The sequence below is a fragment of the Ferdinandcohnia jepli genome (assembly GCF_047246645.1).
GTDB lineage: Bacteria > Bacillota > Bacilli > Bacillales > Bacillaceae_L > Ferdinandcohnia.
On record NZ_JBFOKR010000018.1, the window covers coordinates 40,128 to 58,692 of the forward strand.

An 18,565-nucleotide genomic window follows, 5' to 3' on the forward strand; every position below is an offset into this window, starting at 1 on the left:
GTATTGTTTACAAAGATAAGTGATTTCCACTCCTGGCACTCGCTTTCCGCGGGCGGTCCGTGGGCCTCCTCGTCGCAGGCTCCTGCGGGTCTCACCTGGCCACGCTTTTCCCGCTGGAGTCTCGTGCCATCCGTTCCAATCACTCTTCTGAAAAATATAATCTCTAGGTTAAAAACAGCCTAATTAAAAAAACACCTGTCTCCGCAAAGTTAACGAATACAGGCGCTTTATTTTAGTAGTTCTCTCAATTCATCTTTGTTATTTACAAGGTCTTCTAACGTATATCCATTTAAAACTCCAATAAAAGCTTGCAATGCTTCATATAGAGCGTGTTTTAATTTACAAGTGGGCGAGATGGCACAATAACTGCCTCCATGTTTAAAACAATCGACGATTTGAAAATCCTCTTCAGTTTGAGAAACGACCTTTCCGATATTAATTTCTCCTGGGCTTTTGGCAAGTCTTATTCCCCCACTACGGCCTCTAATCGTTTCTATATAACCAAGTTGTCCTAAGTGATGAATAATTTTCATTAAATGGTTTTTTGAAATAGTATATGCATCCGCTATTTCTTGGATGGTACTCAATTCCTGCGGGCTTTTAAGTGATAAGTAAATTAATACACGTAGAGAATAATCCGTGTAGTTTGTTAATCTCATCTTATACAATACTCCTTATTTTACGATTATCTGTAGGTATTATAGCATATTATTCTATTTCTCTTTTAAAATGTGACAACTTTTCAAAAGATGTATTTGAAGTGTTTCTTTTATTAACACTATCGTTATATTATTAAACATGTAAATTAAATATATCTTTAAGTGAAGGTGATGACATCATGTTAAATCAAAAGACAATCGATATTATCAAGAGTACCGTTCCAGTACTTGAAAAGCATGGAACAGATATTACAAGCCGTTTTTACAAAATTATGTTTAGTAACCATCCTGAATTATTAAATATTTTTAATCATGCAAATCAAAGACAAGGACGTCAGCAAACTGCCCTAGCAAATACTGTATATGCAGCTGCTGCAAATATTGATAACCTAGGGGCTATTATCCCAGTTGTAAAACAAATTGGCCAAAAACACCGTGCGCTCGGTATTAAAGCTGAGCATTATCCAATTGTTGGTGAAAACTTGTTAGCAGCGATTAAAGACGTATTAGGCGATGCTGCATCTGACGATATTATTAATGCATGGGCAGAAGCTTATGGAGTTATCGCAGATGCATTCATTGGAATTGAAAAAGAAATGTATGATGAAGCAAAAGCTCAGCCAGGTGGTTGGGAAGGATTTAGAAACTTCGTAGTTGATCGTAAAGTACAAGAAAGCGATGTAATCACTTCCTTCTATTTAAAACCTGAAGATGGAAAAGAAATTGCATCTTATCAAGCAGGTCAATATATTACAGTAAAAGTAAAACCAGATGACCAAATGTATACACATATGCGTCACTATAGTTTATCTGATGCTCCTGGAAAAGAATATTATCGAATAAGTGTAAAGCGTGAAGAATATGGTGTAGTGTCTACATACCTGCATCAAGATGTAAACGAAGGCGATATTATCACTCTGAGTGCTCCTGCTGGCGACTTTGTACTTGAACAAAAGGAAAATACGGCAGTATTAATTAGCGGTGGAGTTGGTTTAACTCCAATGGTAAGCATGTTAAATACCATTATTGAACAACAGCCTGCTCGTGAAGTAGTATTTATTCACGGTGCCCTTAATAGTCAGGTCCATGCAATGAAGGACCATGTTGCACAAGTGGCATCTGAACATTCTAATGTAAAGAACCTGGTAGTATATTCAAATCCAACTGACTCCGATAAGGAAACTAAAAACTTTGATAAAGAAGGATTTATTGATCTAGACCTTCTAAAATCAGTTATTGATGATAAACAAGCAGACTTCTACTTCTGTGGACCAACGCCGTTCATGAAGATGATGTACCGTAACCTCACAGAATTAGGTGTTTCTATAGAAAACATTCACTTTGAATTCTTTGGACCAGCTAGTGAACTCGAAGAAGAACTTGTAACTGCATAAATAAAGAAACCTGACTGCCAACTTAGTAAACTTTTACTGGTTAACGGTCAGGTTTTCCTTTTTTATTTAGCAACTTCAATAGCTACATGTGGCCTTCGAATCGGCAGTAAAGTTCCAATTAATGCAATGGCTGCACCAACCAATAATACATTAGAAGTACCAGTTAATGCTACTGTCGATAGCATAGCAAAAACAAGTAGATCCATGACAGAATCAATAATCGAAAGCAATGATATCGTGGTAGCCCGTACCTCAGAAGGAATGATATCGTTGCTTAATTGTGAATAGATTGGGTACCGAATTGCTCTAACAAGTTTTAACACAAAGAATGCACCTAAAATCGTTAAAAGTGACTGCTCAAATATAGCAGACACAAATAGTCCTGCTACTGCCAAGAGTCCAGTAGCATTCATCAGAAATATCCTGGAGAACTTATTCGTTAACCATCCAATTGAATTTGATGCAAAATACCCTAGTATCGACGCACATGCATAAATGATTCCTATGTACATAACAGGAAGGCCAGCATTCTTCATTAATGGCTGATCAAAATATTCATACACCGCGCCAGCTGGAATAAATACCAAAGTAACGTTTAAGAACATAATTAGTAGATATGGAGCGCTTCGAATAACTTGTAACCCATTTTTAACTTGAGTAAAAGGGTTCTCTCGATATGTAGACGCATTTGGTGGTTGTTTTACACGTAAAACCAGAATCAACTCAACCAGATAAAACAATACACCCAAAACTATTAACATAATAAACTGTTCATTTTTTAAATCTTTCGCTAAGTAAGCACCAAATAAAACAGCAAAAACCATAGAGATAAACCCGGCTGATTGGATGTGCCCCATTGCTTTATCCATTTTGTTTTCATTGTCACTTTCCTTCAATGAATCATAGATTAATGCTTCATCCGCACCTGAAAAGAAAGTTACCGAAAAACCATTGATAAAGCTATACAAGAAGAAAATCCATGGTTGATATGCCACTACTAATAATAAAATACTTACGATTTTAATTACGGTGCTAACTAAGAAAGATATCTTTGCTCCGTACCGATCCGCAAACACACCGGTAGGAACCTCCCCTATTAAAACCGCACCACTCCAAAACATTAGCACAATGAGAATTTCTGATGCTGATAACCCCCGCGATGTATAAAATAAAGTCAAAACGGGCGCTAAAAAGCTTATCGCTCCAAAAAAATGAATCCAATACATCACTTTAATGTTATGTCCGGCGAGAGTGCCTTTTAATTCTTTCATATTTATTATCTCCTACTCTTAAAAAGTTTTTAAATATAGTAAAGTAGGAGTAACCGATTAATTGTTCTATAGGAACGTTAAACGTTCACTCCTCCTATTTGGACTAAAAATGTTTTATTGTTTTTTGACATGTTCTATTCCTCCTCTAAATTAATAACCAAATTTTATCATATAAGATTATTTTTGACAGTTAGATTTTTTTACAATTTTCTACATAATTAAAAGCATGGAATTGTAAAATCCATGCTCTTAGTGGAATGTCTTTTATTAAAAATTCCGATGTTTCTGCTGAGCTCTAGTATCCAATCTGGTTGTAAATCAACTCAAATTTTTTCCCGAATTCATTAGAAAATTCACTAATATCTTCCCCATCAAAGAATTTCATGTTTAGGTCAAAAGCTATTTTCTGCAACTCATCAAATTCTTCTGACATACCTAACTTGGCTATTGCTTCCTCAAAATAATTAATGTAACCAATGCTGGCAAAGGCGATATGGGAAACACATTCGGTTTGATTCGCAAATGTTTTACAGTATTCTGAATTAGGTTGAAGATGTCGATATGTTTCTTTTAAATAAACTTCTAGTGTTGCATATTCAGTTACAGAAATTTGATACATTTCACTCTTGGGATTTGAACGTAATGCGGTTTTAATTTCATAAACTTCCTTTGTTATCGTATCAAGAATTTGAAAAGCCGTTTCTTCAGTAAATTCACTAGATAAAAAGAATTCGAACAGATAACCACCATCTATAAAGTCAAATGATGCTAGAAGGTACTTTCCATTCGTATTTTCAACAATTGAATACCAGACCGGTACTCCATTAATAAGTTTATTGTCTTTAAATTGGTTTTGGTTACTAAAATTAGAATAGGTTATACGGAAGTCTATTTTTCCATCAAAACGACCATAAACCAATTCAAGATTAGTTTCTTCAGTACTTTCTTCGACTAATTCACCAATATTTCTGGAATACTCTACGCTTATATCACGTTTATGGCCACCTGGTCCTTCCATCAAAGTTACAGCCGATATTGTGTAGTCTGCAAAAGAAGGATAAAACACTTCATAACCATAGATTGATTTCGTTTTTTCATTTATAACACTTATTGCTGGATCTAAAGGGACTTTGAATTGGTCATCAACCGGTTCTTCCTCCTGAACTATACTCGGATCATACCCATGTTGCTGTGGTTTCCCCATAAAATCTACTAACTTTGGGCTAAATAAAAGGAGCACTACGACTGCAGCAGCAACGAATGAGAAATAGTATTTATAAGGAGTCTTTTGTTTTCTTTCTTGATTCAATGATACTAGTATTTTTTCCTTTTCCGTTTGTGATACTTGAATATTCTTAAGTACAGTCTTATTAAAGGTGTTTTTCAGATCCTTTAATCCTCTTTCCATTCGTACTCACTCCCTTCCATACTCTCCTTTAATTTTACGCGAGCCCTATATAATCTCGTTTTTACAGTGTTCACCTTTATGTTCATTACTTGGCTTATCTCTTCAATACTTAGTTCTTGATAATAATATAGAATAATAACCTCACGAAATTTTAATGGTAATTGTAAGACCTGTTTACTTATGTAGATATCTTCTAATTTTGAAATCATTTTATCTTCGGGAGTATCTATTTCATATTGACTATCATCTATTTTCTCTTTATAAATTAGGTTTCGAAAACTCCATCTCTTCAAAGCATCTTTACATTTATTAATTGTTATTTTGACAAGCCACGTTTTATAGCTGCTTTCATATCTGAATCCTTCCAGATTGCGATAACATGAAATAAACACTTCTTGCACAATGTCTTCTGCTAAGGAATGGTCCTTAACATAGAGATACGCTAATCTCTTAATCTCAGTCCCATAATCATCTAAAAGCCTTTCAATGATAAGGACTTTATCATCAGATATTGATAATTCATTTATGTAATCCTCCACTGTATTCCCCCCTTTCACTACAATAGACGACACACCTTAATTAGAGGTTCCCCTAAGTCAACTTAATTTTCTTCTATTTAGTAAGCGAGTAGTTTGTCCATTTACTATTTTCCGTTAGGTATGTATCTTATTTCAAGTATCATTATTACAGATGTGCCAATATCGTGAACCCCCTATTTTTGTTTTTCAAAAAGTTATATTATGATTGTTGTACTTACAACTTGGAAACATCAGAATGTCGGAGGCAACAGTAAAATGGGGTTTATTGAAGAATTACTAGAACAGCCGTTATTATTATTATTTTTAATATTATTTTTGGGGTCGTGGATTGGACAAACAAAGATTAAAGGATTGAGTTTAGGTTCAGCCGGTATCCTTCTTATTGCAATGACATTTGGACACTTTGGCTATCAAGTATCCCCTATTGTACAGAACTTTGGACTTAGTTTGTTCATTGTGGCAGTAGGCTTGCAAGCCGGACCACGCTTTTTCCGAATGATTCGCTCTAGTGGAATTATATTTGGAATCATATCAATCATCATCGTGATCGTTGCAGCTATAACAACGATTATTGTAGCTAAGGTATTCGATTTATCAGCAGCCCTTAGTATTGGTATCATGACTGGAGCGTTGACAAGTACACCAGGACTTGCAGCGGCTCTTCAGGCTACAAATGACCCGCTCGCATCAGTAGGTTATGGTATAGCCTACCCATTTGGAGTTGTTGCAGTCGTTCTTTTTGTACAATTACTGCCAAGAATACTACGCGTTGATTTGGAGAAAGATTTACAACTGAAAAACAACCCGGTGAGAAATGAAGAATCTCCGGAAGTAATGACGATAGAAGTTACGAATCAATCTATCAATAGAAAGACATTAAGTGAGCTTAAATTTCAAAAGCGGAACTCAATCGTAATAAGCCGTGTAATCCGTGGTCATAGGAGCATTATAGCGTTAAATGATACAGTAATCTTAAAAGGAGATCGCCTTGTAACAGTTGGCGAACGCTTAGAACTGAATAAGTTTTGTAAATTCGTAGGAATTGAAGTTCCCACGTCACTTCAGAACGTTGATCATATAAAGCTTCGAAAGGTAGTTGTTGATTCTGAGGAAGTTATCGGTAAAACGATCAAGGAATTGAATTTACGTAAGGAGTACGGAGTGACCGTTACACGTATTGAACGAAGCGGTATCGAGTTCAGTCAAAATGCAAAAATGCGTTTAGAACGTGGCGATGTGCTAACAATTGTAAGTAGTGAGGATCGCTTAAACGATGTTGAAAAGCTTTTTACAAGAAAAAAGCTATTGGTTACCAATGTTCATATTTTTTCGTTAAGTATTATTCTTTTACTTGGAATTTTATTAGGAATGGTCCCGATCCACCTTCCCGGACTTGGAACAATAACTCTTGGCGTTGCTGGTGGTCCGCTTTTTGTTGCTCTAATCATTGGTCACTTTGGGAAATTAGGACCTATTCAAGCAAGATATTTTCAGCCATCTAATCAAGTAATACGCGATATTGGGCTTGCCTTATTTTTAGCAGGAGCTGGAACTACTGCCGGTTCAGGCTTAGTAGATGTCATTCAAGAAGAAGGACTTCGATTGGTACTTGGTGGCGCAATTATTACGCTCCTTCCAATGATTGTTGGATTTTTTATAGCGCGTAAATTCTTCCACCTGAGTATTGTTCATTCATTAGGAGCACTATGTGGCGGGATGACAAGTACACCAGGACTTGGTTCTGTTAACCAATTGATTGACTCAGAGGACCCGGCAATTGCTTATGCCTCAGAGTATCTTTGTAATTTAGCCTTTCATGGTTACCCGAATCCCAATGCTTTCGAAATCTCGGTCACTATAAGCCTTTCATAGTGACCAAATCCCGGTTTATCCAAAATCTCGGCAACTATGGAGCGTTCATGGTTCCGGAAATCCCATTTTTTTAAAATATCTCAGTAATCATAGCCTTTCATATGTAACCTTATAGTTTAATAACTGTTATTTTATTCACTTATTTAAGCAAATTTCAATCAACACTCTTCAAAAAGCTGCGTACCACTCTGACATATTCCTCTTGTTCCTCTAAATATGGCATGTGAGCACTTTGCTCAAATACATGGAACTTGCTTCCTGGAGTCAAAGAGCTAAAATACTCAGTTGAGTTTGGCGTTGCTTCGTCATATCGGCCACATGTATATAATGTTGGAATGTTAAAGTCCTTTAACTGAGATGTACAATCAAAGTCTTTTAAGTTACCTGTTACATGAAATTCTGATGGTCCCCACATTATATTGTATATCTCAGGGTTTTTATACTTTCTCCCCTCTTTTAGAAACTCCGGATATGGGTCAAGTCGGCAAACAAAATGTTTGTTGAAAATCTCGGTCGCTTCCTTATATTCTTCAGAGTCTGTCGTTCCATTTTTTTCATGTATCTTTAATGTCTCTTGAACATCTTTTGGTAGTTTCTTGCGGTTTTCTTCTTGATCCGCAGCCCATTGTGGTGCACTTAAACATGGACTTGAAAATAGTATACTTTTAACACCCGCTGGTTTTGCTAAGTAATATGCCGCGGCTAGGGTTGTCCCCCATGAATGTCCGAGGATATGGAATTCCTCAAGGCCAAGTGCGTTCTTCAATTGTTCAAGTTCCTCAACGAAACGGTCGATTGTCCATAATGATGTGTCAGTTGGGCGGTCTGATTTTCCGCAGCCTAACTGATCATAAAAAATTACGGGACGATCTTCCGCTAATATTCTCAAACCTTGTAATGAAAAATGTGAAGAACCAGGACCACCATGTAAAACAATAACTGGTGTATTCTTGGCGCCTATATCATGTATCTGATACCAGACCTTCCCTCCTGTTACTTCAACAAAACCTTCCTTCATAGACATACGTGACCCTCCTCAATACTTCAACCTCCCTTTATTATCTTGCAAAACTTCTGAAATTGGAAGATACCTTGAAATAAATAATGTTCATATATGTAAGGTAATACTAACTAAATAGCTTAGAAAAATGAAATGGAGGATGAAAGAAATAATGGATCAAGCATGGCTTTCTCTTTTACCATTTCTGATTGTAATCGCAATGTCTATTTGGTTAAAAGATATATTCCCCGGGCTTGTGTTAGGACTTCTTGTGGGCTCCATTCTTGTTACAGCAAGTTTATTAGATGGAACTCAGAAAGCTGTAGAATATGTTGTTACAACACTGTCAGATGAAACAAATATAAAAATCATTAGTTTCCTATATGTTTTTGGTGGTTTAGTTGGAATGATGAACATAGCCGGAGGTATTAAAGGATTTACCGAATGGATTGGAACTAAAATAAAAAGTGAACGTGGTTTACTAGGACTTATTTGGTTTACTCTCCCTTTTACATTTATGATGCCAATGTTTCGGATCATGATGATTGGACCGATTATTAATTCTCTTATAAAGAAAATGAATCTCTCAAAGCAAAAAGTTGGGATGACATTAGATATTTCAACTGAATCTGTTATCGTTCTATTGCCAGTTGCAACGGCATTTGTAGGCTTTATGGTTTCATTAGTTGAAGGTGGGATCCGTGGACTTGATCTGGGAATGTCTCCTTATCAGGTATTTTTGCTTAGTATATTGTTTAACTTTTACGCGATTGTCATGCTGATTATAGGGATTATTCAAACATTTTTGCCCTCGAAAAAACCCAATAATCCCCATATGAGAATAGACCTAGAGGAAAAAGAGCATGAATACCACCGAGCAGGAATTAAACGTGAATTATCAATGGTGAAAGCTCAGCCTTGGCATTTGATTATTCCTGTCTTCTTATTGCTGGGATTATCTTTATATCTTCTATGGCAGAATGGGACGTCACTAGGAGCACAAACTGTTTTTGAAGCTTTTTCAATGGCAGATGCTATATTTGTCATGTTATTGGCCGTTTTTATTACGCTAATTATAACGTTTATTTTTTACATGATGCGGAAGCAACCGCTAAACGAGGTCTTGTATCACTTTTATGATGGTGGAAATCAAATGATGCAGGCGATTAGCCTTTTAGTACTCATTTGGTCTTTAACATTGGCGGCCGAGGAATTAGGTTTTTCTGAGTTTATCAGTTCAACCTTAGGCTCTTTTTTACCAGCTTTTTTAACGCCTGCAACAATCTTTTTAATAGGTTCAATTGTTGGTTATTTTATTGGATCCTCTTGGGGGACATGGGGATTATTTATGCCACTTGGTATAGCTTTAGCTTTATCGACTGGAGCATCGATCCCATTAACAGTTGGTGCTGTATTCGCAAGTGGTGCATTCGGAGCGATAACCTCACCTTTAGGTGATACAACAATCACTACTGCAGCAATACTAGACCTGGATTTAGTTGATTATGCCCGCTATAAATTGAAACTATCAGCTATTGGCGGAGGGATTGCAATAATTTTATATGTAATAAGTGCACTGTTTCTTGTATAGGATTGGTCAAAAGTCCATAAGCTATCTCTATTTAGGAGGTGAATATACATATGTCAAATGAAAAACAGAACGATAGAAATTTTGCGGAAAATCTTAAGAATACTGCAGGCTCAGCATTTGAAACAGTTCATAATGCATTAGAAACTACTGAAGATGCTGCAATGAGTGCTGTTGATGCAACAAAGAATGCAGTAAACAATGTAAGGGAAAGAATGGATAACGATAATGAATAAAAAACGCCTCTTGGCGTTTTTTTATGGTCTTTTTTCGAATATACTTTTAAAGTTATTTCGGTAAAATACTAATAATATTCCATGTGCGATTATGATAACAACTGCTAAAAGTAATAAAGATTGATCCTCAAACAAATGAAGCAAGAAGATGTTTACTACCAGTGGAGCTAGAATGGCCAGTGCTAACGGGACATATCGATTACTTAGTAAGAGTAGCCCACAAAACACCTCTAACGATTTTTCTGCTACTAACAAATAGGAAAAATCAAATAAAGACATCGCTTCTGGACTTGTCGCAATGAACGGGTCTAAACCAAAGATTACAAAAAATCCATTTACGCCTGCAACTAAAAATAACACACCTAAGAATACTCTAGGTACATGCAATGCTACCTTTTTCAAACGAACACCCCCTTATATAAGTATACAAGGGAACGCGAATTAATTTGCTATTTTTGTAAAAGTTGCTGCGTTTCTTTTATAAAATCAGTGAAATATCCGTCTACACCGTATTTTATGATTCTTTTTTGTTCAGCTATTTGTGTTTGTTTATTCGTGAAATAAACATGTACTTTCTTACCAGCCTTATGTAATTCTTCAACAACATCTTTCGTAACATCTGAAGATTCAATACCAATAATAGGGTACGGAGTTGACATTGCCTGCTTTAGATCGAACTCTCCTTTTCGATATAAAAGGGTAAGCGGAATAGTAGGAGCTAAAGCCCATAATTTCTCAAGACTCTCCTTAGAAAACGACTGAAGAACAACCCTCTTCGTTTTTAAAACGTCATACTTACGTAAGAGTTTCACTAAGGGCTCTTCCATCACAAGTTGATTATTTACCTTCCTTGTTTCAATATAAAAGTTTTCATTTTTTGCAAAGGTTTTTAGAATTTCTTTTAAACTAGGTATTTCTTCACTTACAGTTTTATTATGAAAAGTACCGATTGTTTTAAAAGACTTTATTTCATTGAGGGTGTAATCAGATACTTTCCCCTTCCCATCTGTCGTTCGATCGAGTGTTGCGTCATGCATTGCAATAAGCTCGTGATCTTTTGTCATACGTAAATCAATCTCTAAATAATCAACACCATCTTTTGAAGCAAGTTTATAGGCTGTTAGTGTGTGCTCGTTAAACCTATTATTCGCGCCTCTGTGGGCTATTATTATTGGTTCCTCATCATCTGGTTTAGCGAGAACTATAGATGTAAGTGACAAACAAAACATAAGTAGTAATAGAGTAGTTCGTTTGATCATATGCAACCTTTCCTATATCAAAGTTATCTTTCCTATTCTTTGTATCTGACAGATATCTATGCTTGGGAGAAAACAATAAACAGCCTTTTCTCCTGTTGTTCAAAGAGATTAGGCTGTTTTCATGTGATGATAATTGCATATTGGTTGCATGTGTTATTAAATTGGAGTGATTTCTACATCTAAAACTCCAACACTTGGTTGTGCACCTAGTGCCTCAAAGGCCATTCTATGAAGATTAATTTTGTTTAACGGGAAGTTCTTCACCGTATCAACAACCGTGACAATAACTTCATGAGAAGGAACAAAAGAAAGATTTCTTACTTTTAAACGTTGACCGCATTTGAACGGACTTCCTTCAGCAACTGCAACTGTCATATTATTATCATATTTCCAACCAATTTCACATTTGGTTGGTACTCCACCCCAAGTCCAAGATGCCTTACCAATGATTGAATCAGTGTCCCTTGGCTGATACCAATATCCTGTTGGATATGGGACGTAATTATAGGATTGCTGCGGATAAGTAGGATAATAGGTAGTTCTTCCATCAATATATCCGTGACAATAAGGACAGTAGTGACCAGACATTTGATTACTCATTCCTCTTCTTCTCCCCCAAAAGCCGTATTTTACTAATTACTTCGTCTAATTAAATTATGTTATAGACACAGTTCTGGTTACAGTTGAGGAGGAAATAAGAAAAAGCTATTTAACTTTATTCAGCAGAAGTCCCCTACTTCTATAAGTGGGGGATGAATGCAAAAGGAGTATACAATTCAGTCAGTGTTAAAACTCCGACTGAATAAAGTTATAGTCTCCGGCGGATGCCTCGATTTTTAAAAGGAAGTCTTTCGAGCAAGCTCGAAAAAAATCGGGTGCAAATACACCAACGCGAATTTAATTTACTTTTGTCCTTTAAAATTCAACCAACTTAAAAATTCTTCTCCTGAAACATTTTAATCGCTGAGCTCTTCATAACGATATTTAAAATTACAAATCCAAAAATTGCCCCAGCAATTGAGCTAAAGATAAACGATGGTACGAATCCAAACAGTGCGGCTTCCTTGCCCATGATGAGTGTAGCTAATGGATAGCACGCAATAGCCCCTAGTATGCCAGTACCTATTATCTCACCTGTTAAAGCCATTGATAGTTTCTTAGTCTTTGAAAATAGATATGCTGCTAAAAAGGCACCAATCATACTACCTGGAAATGCAAATAATGACCCGGTTCCTAACATATTTCGTAATAGTGATACTGAAAAAGCCTGTAATACTGCATACCCAGGACCAAGGATAACAGCAGATAATACATTAATAAAATGCTGCATAGGAAATACCTTTGTAAAACCAATTGGTATTGAGAACAAATGACTTGTAATCGTTCCAACTGCTACTAGCATTGCTGTAACAGTCATTTTTAACGTTTTATTCATTAGAAATCCTCCTTTTAGTCCATTACTAAGCCGCCATCAACGACTAGATTTTGTCCTGTTACTCCCTTTCCCCATGGAGAGGCAAAGAAGAGTACTGCATTTGCTACATCGGAAGGTGTTGTCACCTGTTGCAATGGTGTCGACGATTTGATTAATTGAAAAACTTCCTCTGATGTTGCTGAACTTGCATCTGTTGTTTTGAGTAGCCCACCCGAGACCATATTAACTGTAATCCCATACGCTCCTAATTCTTTTGCCATGCTACGAGTAAACCCTAATAATGCGGCCTTGCTTGTATTGTAATCATGGTAGGCTACTACAGGGTTTTGAAATAGATTTGTTCCAATTGTGATGATACGACCAAACTTTTCTTCTCTCATATCAGGTAAAGCGGCTTGAGTAGTATGTAATGCACCCCTTACAGCACCCTCAAGCTGTGCTTGATAATCCTCCCATGAGATATCATCAGCGTTTTTCTTAGATATTGGATCAAATTTAAACTGAACTAATGCATTATTAATAACAGTTGTTACGGGTTTATCAAAGTATCGCTTAGCTTCACCAAACATTTGTTGGACTTGTTCTCGATTTCGAATATCTGCTTGAATGGCAATAGCGTTTTCTCCTATTTCTTCCTTCAAAGATAGTGCTTTGTCTTCACTTTGAAAATAATTTATTACTACCTTTGCTCCCTCTTGTGCAAAACCCCGTACAATTTCCCTTCCTAAACCACGTGCTCCTCCTGTTACCAGGACAACCTGATTATGTAGATTCATAGTCAAAACCCCCTAAACTAGTGTAAAGAACAACGCAAAAAAGCCAGGTCCATGTAAAATAGACCTGGCTTAAGTAGCGAGATAAAATTGCTAACTCTAACTCTACTTTCCTACGCCGGTATTACCCGGATCAGGTCCAAAGGGTTAAAAAACAACTGTTTTTCTCTCAGCCCAACCGGGCACCCCTAGTAGTTTGCGAATATTCTTTTTTTAAGTATAACGTGGTTACACAAAGATGTAAAGTAATAATTTGGTAAGGTGCGGTAAGTAAAACTGAGTAATAGTAAAGTTAGTAGTCACTTTACCCCTTTAGTTGCACAAAGAGACAAGCTATGTAAAAATAGATTAAAAGATTACTCTATTCGATCTTTTGAGAAATTTCTGTCGTTATAGGCGGAAATTCGTGTTTTTATTAAATTTATCTAGGGGGAACACTTCATGTTTAAAACAACTTTCTTAGAAGAATTAAAGGAACTTGCTAGTATCCAAGGAACACCTGGTCAAGAAATGAATGTAGTTAGAGCTTTAGTAGAGATGTTCAAGCCTTTTGCCGATAAGGTAGAAGTTGACCATATGGGTAATTTATATGCCTACCTTGAAGGAAATCAGCCTGGTCCAAAATTAATGATTTCCGCTCACTCTGACGAAATAGGCTGTGTTGTTCGAGATATTGACGACCGAGGATTCATTCGAGTTGAACGTACAGGTGGAGTTCTTGAGACACTTCTTATCGGACGTAAAGTAAATGTAAATGGGCACTTTGGCGTAATTGGTGTGAAGGCTGGACATTTACAAACTCCCGAGGAACGTAAAAAAGCACCTAGTATTTATGAATTATATGTCGATGTTGGTGCATCTTCAAAAGCTGAAGTTCTTGAAATGGGAATTGAAATCGGCGACCCAATTACATACATAAGTGAAATTGAGCAATTTACGAATAAAGATTTAATTTGCGGAAAAGCCATTGATAACCGTAGCTGTTGTGTCCTATTAGTGGAGCTATTTAAAACGTTACAAAGCCGTGACTTTAGCGGAACATTAGTTGGTGTTGTGGCTGTTCAAGAAGAAGTTGGATTACGTGGGGCAAAAGTGGCAACCTACAAACTAAATCCAGATTATGCAATCGTCCTTGATACGATACCTTGTGCAGATACTCCAGACAGTCTTGGTAGTGGTTATCCGGTTGGTATCGGTAAAGGACCTGTTATTCCTGCTTTAGCTGGAGGTTCTGTACGTGGTAACATTATGTCACCACAAATGAAAAAACTAATAACGTCTCATGCGAAGAAGCTAGAGATTCCTTATCAACTTGCCGTAATGACAGGAGCAACAACTGATGTAGCAGCTGTTCACATTGAGCGTGAAGGAATTCGTGCTGGGGCCATTACCGTAGCTCGCCGTTATTCCCACTCACCTGTTGAAATGGCAGATCTTAATGATTATGAACAAACGCTAACATTACTCAACTCACTAGTAAAAGACCTCGGAAACTGGGGAGAAATGAGCTTTATATAGTAATATACGGCCTGGCCATGCAGATATATTTTAGTGCAGAGGTTCAGGCCAAAAAAATGCTTATACCAACCTATCATTTCACATACTACTATAGAAATAGAAGCAAAGTTAGGAGCTAACCTAGTGGACAAAGATCGTGAGGAACAAACACAAGAAAATAGTAATGATGAGATGGACTGGGATGCTTTTTTTAAAAGTGACGATGATGAAGAATGGGAAAAAGAAAAAGCAAAAAAGAAAAAACGTAGAAGTCTTATTGTTAAATTAGTTAGTTTGTTACTTGTAGTTTCTATGACCGTTACAGGGTTACAGGTTTGGTTCAATGTATTCAACCTCCCTGCAATCCGCTTTGTTGAGGTTTCAAATCGACTATCAAATCAACATGAGGTAAAAGAATACAGGAAAGCAGTTGTAACGATTGAGTGGGCCGGTGTTAAAGGAACTGGTTTTACAGTGGATTCAAGTGGACTAATAGTAACAAATGAACATGTTGTTAACCATACAAACACTGTAACTGTTCAATATCGATCTGGTGATTCATACACTGGCAAAGTTATTGCAAAGGATGCAAACCTCGATATAGCCATTGTCGATATTGAAGCTACTAACCTCCCTACTCTTGAACTTGATAATGCTGATAAGGATTGGAGTAATGAAAAAATCATGTTTATAGGTAATCCTCTGTCTTTTACTCAAATTGCAAATGAGGGTGAAATAAAAGGAAATGTTGTCTTACGTGATTGGGAAGTTCCTGTTATGATGATTGAAGCACCGATTTATCGCGGAAATAGTGGTAGTCCAGTGATTAACAAGGACGGAAAGGTAATTGGTGTAATTTTTGCGACACTTCCTAATCCGACTATTGAAACGGAAGAAATTGTAGGTCTTGCTGTACCTTCCAGCCACATTCTAAAATTACTCGAAGAAGTTGAATTTAAAACGGAGTAAAAATGCTTTTTAATTTTATCATCTTCGAAAAGAAGTTTGCGTCCCTGCCTTCCTTGGTAAAGGGATTACTTTTTGTTTCTAAACAATGTAAAAATGCCTCGTCGCATATTCTTGACGGTCCAAATCTTTGGTAACAAAAATCATGTTGCATGCAGCAGTTATCAACGGCATTCGTTGGTGGACCACTTCCCCCACATCCTGGTCCGCACCAACGGTATCCAGGCATACAAAAACCAACTCTCCTTCTTTTATACATAGAAAAACCCTTCCTTCTCGGTTTGTTTTTACTAAAATATGAAACACAAGTCGAGAAAGATAGGGCTATTGTAAAATCTGGGTAATTGTTTTAAATACGGTCTATATCTTCAATAACTAACCCTTCTACATGATGCTTAGACATTTCTTTTCGTATCTTCCTGTTTTCTTTCGATTCGAAAAGAATATCAAAATCGTAATCTTCGGGATACAGATCCTCGGCTTTTATATATAGAGAAAGCCTTTTATGATTAAAGAGTAACCTCTCGCCTTTTACCACCACTTCTACTTCACCTTTATCATTAGCTGGTTTGGAGACTATGCCATATTGATCCAAAGAAGGGATATTTACATTATCTCCTCTTTTAAAAATAGACGCCTCGTTTGGTTTCTTTTCAATCTTTCCATGCTTTTGCTTCTGTACATACTTAGCATTCATCGCAAGCTGAGAGCTTAATTCATTGATAGTAAATGGACTAGCGTCTCGATATTCCTTCGTTTCTCCATAGGTGATTTGATGTGCGCGTTCAATTAGGAATGGATGCATTCCCAATTTCAATGCAATCGTAAATGCTTGGCTATCGCCACCTTTACCAATGATAAGGCGGTATGTCGGTTTTAATGTGCTCGCATCAAACTCCATAGAGCCGTTCTCAAAGCCTTCTCTGTTTTCAGCATATGTTTTAATTTCACTATAATGAGTTGTCGCAAGAAGCGTTGCCCCTTTTTGATACAGTTCTTCAAGAATTGAAGTTGCAAGTCCCATTCCTTCTGCAGGATCTGTACCTGCCCCTAGTTCATCTAATAATACAAGTGAATGTGGCGTCGTTTCTTTTAATATCTCAATAATGTTTTTAATTCGTGATGAAAACGTACTAAGAGATTGCTCAATACTCTGGCCATCCCCAATATCAACGAGAATTTTATCATAGATTGCAATTTCACTACCTTCATCTGCTGGAATATGCATACCTGATTGTGCCATTAGAGTCAGTAACCCTACCGTTTTTACCGTTACCGTTTTTCCTCCTGTATTTGGACCTGTGATGACTAAGGCATCATAGTCTTCCCCAATCGTAAAATTCAGTGGAACTGCCGGTGCACCTAATAGTGGGTGTCTTACATTCTTTAGACGAATAGTATGATGCTCATTTATTTGTGGAGCAATCCCTCCTATTATTTGGCTGTATTTAGCTTTGGCAAAAATAACATCATATTGAATCATCGTTTCAACAGCTATTTTTATTTCATGCTCGTGTTTTTCGACCAAACCAGTTAATTGTGTTAAGATACGATGCTCCTCTGCCTCCTCTTGCATTTTTAACAAATTAATGTCTTCCTGTAGATAACCTATCTCTTCTGGCTCCATAAATAGAGTCGCACCTGAAGCAGATGTATCAAGTACAGTTCCTTTGATTTGTTTTCGATATTCTTTCTTTACAGAGATAACGTATCTCCCGTTTCGTTCACTGACAAGATTGTCTTGGAGATACTTGCTGTTCTTGGATGATTTAACAAATTGCTCTATTTTTGCTTTTAATCGTTCTTCTTGGATACTGATTTGTTTTCTCGTTTTCAATAATTCTTTACTTGCGTAGTCGTCAACTCTTCCATGGCGGATACAACGCGCAATCTCATCTGCCAAATCTTTTAAGTCAAAAAGAGAATATACATAGGTTGAGATAATAGGTGCTGCATATTCCTTATCACTCATAAATCTTTTAAGTCTTTCGATACAAACTAAGAAATCACATAGATTCATTAAATGATCTGGCCGTAATGTCACTGCTTTATGCATGCTAGTTAATAGATATTTAATATCCTTTAACGTATGAATCGGTACACTTGTGCTAATTTCCAATACCTTTTTCGCTTCACTTACCTCATTTAACCAAGCAACAATTTGCCTCTTCGTACGAGAAGGTGTTATAGATTCAATTTTTTCTTTTCCTAGTTCTGAAATGCAATATGTTGCGATTTCGTCTTTAATATCAGTAAATTGTAGAACTTCGATGGTTTGTGAATTCAATGGAATTCCTCCTAATGTGTTTTTGGTTTTACACACGTGCGAGGAAACGTAAGAACAGGAGTACATACTCATTTTTAAGAAGGTTTCTCTAAAAACCTTGTATAAAATAAAAACCGCAAGAGAACACATTGGTTCTGTTGCGGTCAAAAAGTCATCATATACAATGAAACATTCGTAAGGATAAATCCGTACAAACATACTTCATTCGTAGAAGGAGTCGGCGCAAACCTTTGTTCTTAACATTTCACGATCCGAAAATTGGGTATAACAAATAAACATCTGCTATAAAGCAATTTTTTCAGACTCGCACGTATAAAGTTACGTTTTAGTTAAGAACTGCACCCTTCATAAAATAAACCCCTTTACTTGGAAGATACCATT

At 36.6% G+C, this 18,565-nt stretch carries 19 protein-coding genes and 1 riboswitch; of the genes, 7 read left to right on the top strand and 12 right to left on the bottom strand.

The window, feature by feature from the left end; all coding sequences use genetic code 11:
• Positions 1-227: 227 nt before the first annotated feature.
• Positions 228-659, bottom strand: a complete 432-nt coding sequence (locus tag AB3M96_RS18435; RefSeq protein ID WP_412969106.1) for an Rrf2 family transcriptional regulator — start codon at positions 657-659, stop codon at positions 228-230.
• A gap of 179 nt (positions 660-838) precedes the next feature.
• On the opposite strand from AB3M96_RS18435, the gene hmpA reads away from it, so the two are divergent.
• Positions 839-2,053, top strand: a complete 1,215-nt coding sequence (gene hmpA / locus AB3M96_RS18440; RefSeq protein WP_412969107.1) for an NO-inducible flavohemoprotein — start codon at positions 839-841, stop codon at positions 2,051-2,053.
• A 62-nt stretch (positions 2,054-2,115) separates the two neighbouring features.
• On the opposite strand, the gene AB3M96_RS18445 is transcribed toward hmpA, so the two are convergent.
• From AB3M96_RS18445 to AB3M96_RS18455, 3 genes are all read right to left on the bottom strand, one after another.
• Positions 2,116-3,324 (bottom strand): MFS transporter, encoded by a 1,209-nt coding sequence (locus AB3M96_RS18445; protein ID WP_412969108.1) that lies wholly within the window; start codon positions 3,322-3,324, stop codon positions 2,116-2,118.
• Between the two features lie 295 nt (positions 3,325-3,619).
• A complete protein-coding gene (locus AB3M96_RS18450) occupies positions 3,620-4,732 on the bottom strand; it encodes a hypothetical protein (protein WP_412969109.1) in 1,113 nt (370 codons plus the stop codon).
• Positions 4,717-5,271 carry a sigma-70 family RNA polymerase sigma factor gene (locus AB3M96_RS18455; RefSeq protein WP_412969110.1) on the bottom strand — a complete coding sequence of 185 codons (555 nt, stop codon included), beginning with the start codon at positions 5,269-5,271 and terminating at the stop codon, positions 4,717-4,719. The genes AB3M96_RS18450 and AB3M96_RS18455 overlap by 16 nt, the downstream gene beginning before the upstream one ends.
• 201 nt (positions 5,272-5,472) lie before the next feature.
• Here AB3M96_RS18455 and AB3M96_RS18460 point away from each other — a divergent pair, with 201 nt between their 5' ends.
• A complete protein-coding gene (locus AB3M96_RS18460) occupies positions 5,473-7,143 on the top strand; it encodes an aspartate:alanine exchanger family transporter (RefSeq protein WP_412969111.1) in 1,671 nt (556 codons plus the stop codon).
• A gap of 154 nt (positions 7,144-7,297) precedes the next feature.
• Here the strand turns inward: AB3M96_RS18460 and AB3M96_RS18465 are convergent, their stop codons facing one another.
• Positions 7,298-8,167, bottom strand: coding sequence for a proline iminopeptidase-family hydrolase (locus tag AB3M96_RS18465; RefSeq protein ID WP_412969085.1), 870 nt, complete (start codon positions 8,165-8,167; stop codon positions 7,298-7,300).
• A gap of 148 nt (positions 8,168-8,315) precedes the next feature.
• On the opposite strand from AB3M96_RS18465, the gene AB3M96_RS18470 reads away from it, so the two are divergent.
• The gene (locus tag AB3M96_RS18470; protein WP_412969146.1) at positions 8,316-9,734 is read left to right on the top strand and encodes a Na+/H+ antiporter NhaC family protein; all 1,419 of its coding nucleotides are present in this window, start codon (positions 8,316-8,318) and stop codon (positions 9,732-9,734) included.
• A 50-nt stretch (positions 9,735-9,784) separates the two neighbouring features.
• On the top strand, positions 9,785-9,967 hold the full coding sequence (locus AB3M96_RS18475; RefSeq protein WP_412969086.1) for a hypothetical protein: 183 nt from the start codon (positions 9,785-9,787) through the stop codon (positions 9,965-9,967).
• A gap of 21 nt (positions 9,968-9,988) precedes the next feature.
• On the opposite strand, the gene AB3M96_RS18480 is transcribed toward AB3M96_RS18475, so the two are convergent.
• The 5 genes from AB3M96_RS18480 to AB3M96_RS18500 all read right to left on the bottom strand — a co-directional run bounded on the left by AB3M96_RS18480 (position 9,989) and on the right by AB3M96_RS18500 (position 13,437).
• Positions 9,989-10,369 (bottom strand): DoxX family membrane protein, encoded by a 381-nt coding sequence (locus AB3M96_RS18480; protein ID WP_412969087.1) that lies wholly within the window; start codon positions 10,367-10,369, stop codon positions 9,989-9,991.
• Between the two features lie 47 nt (positions 10,370-10,416).
• On the bottom strand, positions 10,417-11,226 hold the full coding sequence (locus AB3M96_RS18485; RefSeq protein WP_412969088.1) for a glycerophosphodiester phosphodiesterase: 810 nt from the start codon (positions 11,224-11,226) through the stop codon (positions 10,417-10,419).
• 156 nt (positions 11,227-11,382) lie between these two features.
• Positions 11,383-11,826 (bottom strand): RlpA-like double-psi beta-barrel domain-containing protein, encoded by a 444-nt coding sequence (locus tag AB3M96_RS18490; RefSeq protein ID WP_412969089.1) that lies wholly within the window; start codon positions 11,824-11,826, stop codon positions 11,383-11,385.
• 331 nt (positions 11,827-12,157) lie between these two features.
• The gene (gene thiW, locus AB3M96_RS18495) at positions 12,158-12,661 is read right to left on the bottom strand and encodes an energy coupling factor transporter S component ThiW (protein WP_412969090.1); all 504 of its coding nucleotides are present in this window, start codon (positions 12,659-12,661) and stop codon (positions 12,158-12,160) included.
• Positions 12,662-12,675: 14 nt separating this feature from the next.
• On the bottom strand, positions 12,676-13,437 hold the full coding sequence (locus AB3M96_RS18500; protein ID WP_412969091.1) for a 3-oxoacyl-ACP reductase: 762 nt from the start codon (positions 13,435-13,437) through the stop codon (positions 12,676-12,678).
• 90 nt (positions 13,438-13,527) lie between these two features.
• Positions 13,528-13,634: riboswitch (TPP riboswitch) on the bottom strand.
• Positions 13,635-13,875: 241 nt separating this feature from the next.
• On the opposite strand from AB3M96_RS18500, the gene AB3M96_RS18505 reads away from it, so the two are divergent.
• Both AB3M96_RS18505 and AB3M96_RS18510 read left to right on the top strand, forming a co-directional pair.
• Entirely contained in the window at positions 13,876-14,952 is a 1,077-nt protein-coding gene (locus tag AB3M96_RS18505; RefSeq protein ID WP_412969092.1) for a M42 family metallopeptidase, read from the top strand.
• A 123-nt stretch (positions 14,953-15,075) separates the two neighbouring features.
• Positions 15,076-15,900 carry a S1C family serine protease gene (locus AB3M96_RS18510; RefSeq protein ID WP_412969093.1) on the top strand — a complete coding sequence of 275 codons (825 nt, stop codon included), beginning with the start codon at positions 15,076-15,078 and terminating at the stop codon, positions 15,898-15,900.
• Here AB3M96_RS18510 and AB3M96_RS18515 read toward each other — a convergent pair.
• Entirely contained in the window at positions 15,887-16,126 is a 240-nt protein-coding gene (locus AB3M96_RS18515) for a Parvovirus coat protein VP1-like protein (protein ID WP_412969147.1), read from the bottom strand. The genes AB3M96_RS18510 and AB3M96_RS18515 overlap by 14 nt on opposite strands.
• On the opposite strand from AB3M96_RS18515, the gene AB3M96_RS18520 reads away from it, so the two are divergent.
• Positions 16,050-16,241, top strand: a complete 192-nt coding sequence (locus AB3M96_RS18520) for a hypothetical protein (protein ID WP_412969149.1) — start codon at positions 16,050-16,052, stop codon at positions 16,239-16,241. The genes AB3M96_RS18515 and AB3M96_RS18520 overlap by 77 nt on opposite strands.
• Before the next feature lie 5 nt (positions 16,242-16,246).
• Here the strand turns inward: AB3M96_RS18520 and AB3M96_RS18525 are convergent, their stop codons facing one another.
• Positions 16,247-18,184, bottom strand: a complete 1,938-nt coding sequence (locus AB3M96_RS18525; RefSeq protein ID WP_412969094.1) for an endonuclease MutS2 — start codon at positions 18,182-18,184, stop codon at positions 16,247-16,249.
• Positions 18,185-18,565 lie beyond the last annotated feature (381 nt).

Excerpts from the sequence above, each read along its gene's own strand:
- AB3M96_RS18460 (WP_412969111.1), top strand. The coding sequence starts at position 5,473 with ATGATTGTTGTACTTACAACTTGGAAACATCAGAATGTCGGAGGCAAC.
- thiW (WP_412969090.1), bottom strand. The coding sequence starts at position 12,661 with ATGAATAAAACGTTAAAAATGACTGTTACAGCAATGCTAGTAGCAGTT.
- AB3M96_RS18435 (WP_412969106.1), bottom strand. The coding sequence starts at position 659 with ATGAGATTAACAAACTACACGGATTATTCTCTACGTGTATTAATTTAC.
- AB3M96_RS18450 (WP_412969109.1), bottom strand. The coding sequence starts at position 4,732 with ATGGAAAGAGGATTAAAGGATCTGAAAAACACCTTTAATAAGACTGTA.
- AB3M96_RS18490 (WP_412969089.1), bottom strand. The coding sequence starts at position 11,826 with ATGAGTAATCAAATGTCTGGTCACTACTGTCCTTATTGTCACGGATAT.
- AB3M96_RS18445 (WP_412969108.1), bottom strand. The coding sequence starts at position 3,324 with ATGAAAGAATTAAAAGGCACTCTCGCCGGACATAACATTAAAGTGATG.
- AB3M96_RS18465 (WP_412969085.1), bottom strand. The coding sequence starts at position 8,167 with ATGTCTATGAAGGAAGGTTTTGTTGAAGTAACAGGAGGGAAGGTCTGG.
- AB3M96_RS18500 (WP_412969091.1), bottom strand. The coding sequence starts at position 13,437 with ATGAATCTACATAATCAGGTTGTCCTGGTAACAGGAGGAGCACGTGGT.
- hmpA (WP_412969107.1), top strand. The coding sequence starts at position 839 with ATGTTAAATCAAAAGACAATCGATATTATCAAGAGTACCGTTCCAGTA.
- AB3M96_RS18485 (WP_412969088.1), bottom strand. The coding sequence starts at position 11,226 with ATGATCAAACGAACTACTCTATTACTACTTATGTTTTGTTTGTCACTT.
- AB3M96_RS18515 (WP_412969147.1), bottom strand. The coding sequence starts at position 16,126 with ATGCCTGGATACCGTTGGTGCGGACCAGGATGTGGGGGAAGTGGTCCA.
- AB3M96_RS18505 (WP_412969092.1), top strand. The coding sequence starts at position 13,876 with ATGTTTAAAACAACTTTCTTAGAAGAATTAAAGGAACTTGCTAGTATC.
- AB3M96_RS18475 (WP_412969086.1), top strand. The coding sequence starts at position 9,785 with ATGTCAAATGAAAAACAGAACGATAGAAATTTTGCGGAAAATCTTAAG.
- AB3M96_RS18470 (WP_412969146.1), top strand. The coding sequence starts at position 8,316 with ATGGATCAAGCATGGCTTTCTCTTTTACCATTTCTGATTGTAATCGCA.
- AB3M96_RS18520 (WP_412969149.1), top strand. The coding sequence starts at position 16,050 with ATGCAGCAGTTATCAACGGCATTCGTTGGTGGACCACTTCCCCCACAT.